General features: G+C 41.2%; 6 protein-coding genes. 2 read left to right on the top strand and 4 right to left on the bottom strand.

The features are described from left to right. From ABYB02_RS15965 to ABYB02_RS15950, 4 genes are all read right to left on the bottom strand, one after another. On the bottom strand, positions 1-387 hold a 387-nt coding region (locus ABYB02_RS15965), incomplete at its 3' end, for a 2-C-methyl-D-erythritol 4-phosphate cytidylyltransferase (RefSeq protein WP_372763374.1). Between the two features lies 1 nt (position 388). Further along, positions 389-667, bottom strand: coding sequence for a cell division protein FtsB (ftsB, locus tag ABYB02_RS15960; RefSeq protein WP_011327380.1), 279 nt, complete (start codon positions 665-667; stop codon positions 389-391). Between the two features lie 48 nt (positions 668-715). Further along, positions 716-1,348 carry a hypothetical protein gene (locus ABYB02_RS15955; protein WP_041454349.1) on the bottom strand — a complete coding sequence of 211 codons (633 nt, stop codon included), beginning with the start codon at positions 1,346-1,348 and terminating at the stop codon, positions 716-718. A gap of 75 nt (positions 1,349-1,423) precedes the next feature. Then, positions 1,424-1,903 (bottom strand): DUF2947 domain-containing protein, encoded by a 480-nt coding sequence (locus ABYB02_RS15950; RefSeq protein WP_058372700.1) that lies wholly within the window; start codon positions 1,901-1,903, stop codon positions 1,424-1,426. A 60-nt stretch (positions 1,904-1,963) separates the two neighbouring features. Between ABYB02_RS15950 and ABYB02_RS15945 the strand changes: the two genes are divergently transcribed. Together ABYB02_RS15945 and ABYB02_RS15940 are read left to right on the top strand one after the other, a co-directional pair. Continuing rightward, positions 1,964-2,203, top strand: a complete 240-nt coding sequence (locus tag ABYB02_RS15945; protein WP_011327377.1) for a DUF1653 domain-containing protein — start codon at positions 1,964-1,966, stop codon at positions 2,201-2,203. A gap of 59 nt (positions 2,204-2,262) precedes the next feature. Then, positions 2,263-3,111, top strand: coding sequence for a MoxR family ATPase (locus ABYB02_RS15940; protein WP_058372698.1), 849 nt, complete (start codon positions 2,263-2,265; stop codon positions 3,109-3,111). The last annotated feature ends 146 nt before the right edge of the window (positions 3,112-3,257 follow it).

The following is a 3,257-nucleotide window of genomic DNA, read 5'->3' as shown; positions in this document are numbered from 1 at the left end:
TTCATCGGCGCTTATACACTCATTTATAAGTGTATTTATGTCGTCAATAGTAACTAGCGGGCGGGCAGCATCGTGCACAAGTACCCAGTCAGGCGGGTTGGCGGCTAAAAAAAGCAAACTATTTAAAACGGAATCTGCACGCTCTTTACCGCCACAAGTACGCACAATGCGCGCATCAATCACTGGCAATTGTTCAAAGTAAGGATCGTTTTCATTTAGGGCTACAACAATTGTATTAAGCTGCGCTAAAGCAGATAATTTTGTGAGCGTATGCTCTAAAATAGTTTTACCTGCTAATTTAATATACTGTTTAGGTGCATTATGCTGCATTCTGCTACCAACCCCGGCAGCAGGTATAATGGCAGCTATAGTTGGTTTATTTGTCATATTATTGTTGAGCTGGTAAAACACGTATAAATGTTTCGCCCGCTTTAATCATTCCTAATTCGTTACGTGCGCGCTCTTCTATGCCTTCATGGCCAAGCTTTAAATCTTCTATATCGGCGGTTAATACTTTATTGCGTTTAATCAATTTTTCGTTAGTTTGTAAATGAGATGCAACCGCACTTTTTAAACGTGTGTAGTCTTGTACGCCATTATGGCCAAACCACAATCTATACTGCACAAACAGTGCTAAACATAACAAGCCAACCTGAAAAAACCGCATTTAACACTCCTTATTTTAAATTCAAATAAACTTATTTAATTAACCAAGTTACGTTTGTAATCGTTTTACATTGCGCCAATTTATACTTCCTGCCAGTAGCATTTCGCGCAGCGATAAAACCCGTGGCAAACAACGCTTTGAAAACTGCCATTGGTGCCCGCAACACGCCGCGGTTAATGACACTTTACTCGGCGTTAATAATTGCGCGTTTGGCAGCTCAAGTCCCTGCCCCGAAAACGCAAACCAACCTAGCTCATTACAATGCACTTTATTGTCGCTTACTTGGTCTAGGCTGTCTATTCTAACGCGAATTTGCTCATCACTACGCACTAAAATAGGAATTATTAACCCGACTTTGGCATTATGTTGATAAAAAAGTTCATTTGCTTGAATGTTAATCTCTGGTGGGGTCGGTTTTTGCTTTGCAAGCCAAGAGCCATTTTGCGAATCTAGTTTAAAAGGCGAGCTTGTATTAGCAACTAATGTGGCAGCACGTTCAATGTAATAAGGTAGACTTTTTAATTGGCGACGCAGCCTATCGCTATTAGGCTCAGCGACTAAACGCTGAACCTCACGTTGATAAAATGCATTACACAATTGTGCATATAACACTTTTTTTGCATCGGCTTGCCACATTTCAACTTGTTGTGGCGCGCCAACAGGCTCATTTTTTGCTGCCAATTGCCGTACTCAAAAACACTTAGGTAAATGTTTTATAACACAGTACTGCATAATTTTTAAGCGCCGAGTGCTAAATTAAGCGCTTGGCTTTTCACCTAATTTAGCTATGCCCGACTCTAAAAACTGCACTACAGTATTGCGTTTTTTACCTATGAGTAAACTGCCGTCGGCTAAAAACATAAAGTTTTGCCAGTTGCGTTTAAACACATCAAAGGTGGTTTCAATAATATTGTCGCGTGCCATGCAAAAATAAACTGTGGTATTAGCTTGCCAATCTAAGTGCGCTAAAATAGCTTCGGGAAGTTGTTCATCGCCGTTTTCCCATGCGCTTTCCCAGTTTACTTCTTGGCTATAACTTTCATCTTGACCACACCAATCTGTTTTATCAAAAAAATCTGGGTGATCAAACTCACGGCTCACCATAGTTGTCCACAGTACAGCTGCGCGCTCAAGGCTCATAGGTTTAATGTTTGCAGCATCGTCGGCTGAAACAGGCATGTCTTTATGGCGAAAAACCCATGCTTTTTTGTAATCATCTAGCGTAATATAGTTCATAGTATTGGCAAATTAGTTAGCATTAAAAGTGCAGAAACAAATTATACAAGAGATCAAAACATGACTACAGCAATAAAACCAATTTCCCTCAAATCAGGCATATACCAACACTACAAAGGGGCACAGTACAAAGTGCTTTATGTAGCCACTCACAGCGAAACCAGTGAGCAACTGGTAATTTACCAAGCGCTATACGGTGAGTTTGGTATATGGGCACGCCCTTTAGAAATGTTTAGCGAAACAGTTGAAAAAGATGGCAAAACTATTCCTCGGTTTAGCTACCTTGGTGAAGCCGGTTAACTATGGCATGATAGGATTATAAAAACTCATCTGACCTGTGACGAAAAGAAGGTAATAAAGTGCAATTTAATTCAACCGACAATTACATCGCCAGCTCTGCGCTTAAGCAAGCTGTAAACGCGGCTATTATGCTCGAAAAGCCACTTTTAATTAAAGGTGAGCCGGGTACAGGTAAAACCATGCTAGCTGAAGAGCTGGCAAAAAGTTTAGATACCGAACTTATTCAGTGGCACATTAAATCGACCACCAAAGCGCAGCAAGGTTTGTATGAATACGATGCGGTTTCGCGCCTGCGCGACAGCCAGCTGGGCGACGAGCGCGTACACAATATTAGTAACTACATAGTTAAAGGCAAACTGTGGCAAGCATTTACTTACGCCGACCAACACGGTAAACGCCCTGTATTATTAATAGATGAAATAGACAAAGCCGATATTGAGTTTCCAAACGATCTACTGTTAGAGCTCGATAAAATGGAATTTCATGTTTACGAAACCAGCGAGCGAGTAGTAGCAAAAGAGCGCCCTATTGTGATCATCACCTCTAATAACGAAAAAGAGCTGCCCGACGCATTTTTACGCCGCTGCTTTTTTCATTACATTGATTTTCCATCTGCCGATGAAATGCAGCAAATTATTGACGTGCACTACCCTAACGTTAAGCAAGATTTAGTACGCCAAGCACTCGAAGTGTTTTTTAACCTACGCGAAGCAAACGGTCTTAAAAAGAAGCCATCTACCAGCGAATTACTCGACTGGCTTAAGCTCCTTATGGCAGAAGATATAGACGCAAAAACACTCCACGACAAAGCTAAAAAAGGCGGTTTAATGCCAATGTTTGGCGCATTACTTAAAAATGAGCAAGACATAAGCCTAATCGAAAAGCTCGCGTTTATGAGTCGTCGCTAAGATGTTGATTGCGTTTTTCTTCAAATTACGTGAATACCGCTTGCCTGTAAGCCTGCGCGAGTTACTCGATTTAATAAACGCCTTAAAAAAAGGCGTTATATTTGCCGACGTAGACGCCTTTTACCATTTAGCACGCACCATCATGG

Origin of the sequence: Pseudoalteromonas sp. (assembly GCF_041613455.1) — a bacterium.
In the GTDB taxonomy this organism is placed as follows: Bacteria; Pseudomonadota; Gammaproteobacteria; order Enterobacterales; family Alteromonadaceae; genus Pseudoalteromonas.
This window is presented reverse-complemented; position numbering and strand designations above follow the sequence as displayed.

What these genes read in the sequence shown, in the direction of transcription:
- ftsB (WP_011327380.1), bottom strand. Translation starts at nt 667, where the DNA reads ATGCGGTTTTTTCAGGTTGGCTTGTTATGTTTAGCACTGTTTGTGCAG.
- ABYB02_RS15950 (WP_058372700.1), bottom strand. Translation starts at nt 1,903, where the DNA reads ATGAACTATATTACGCTAGATGATTACAAAAAAGCATGGGTTTTTCGC.
- ABYB02_RS15945 (WP_011327377.1), top strand. Translation starts at nt 1,964, where the DNA reads ATGACTACAGCAATAAAACCAATTTCCCTCAAATCAGGCATATACCAA.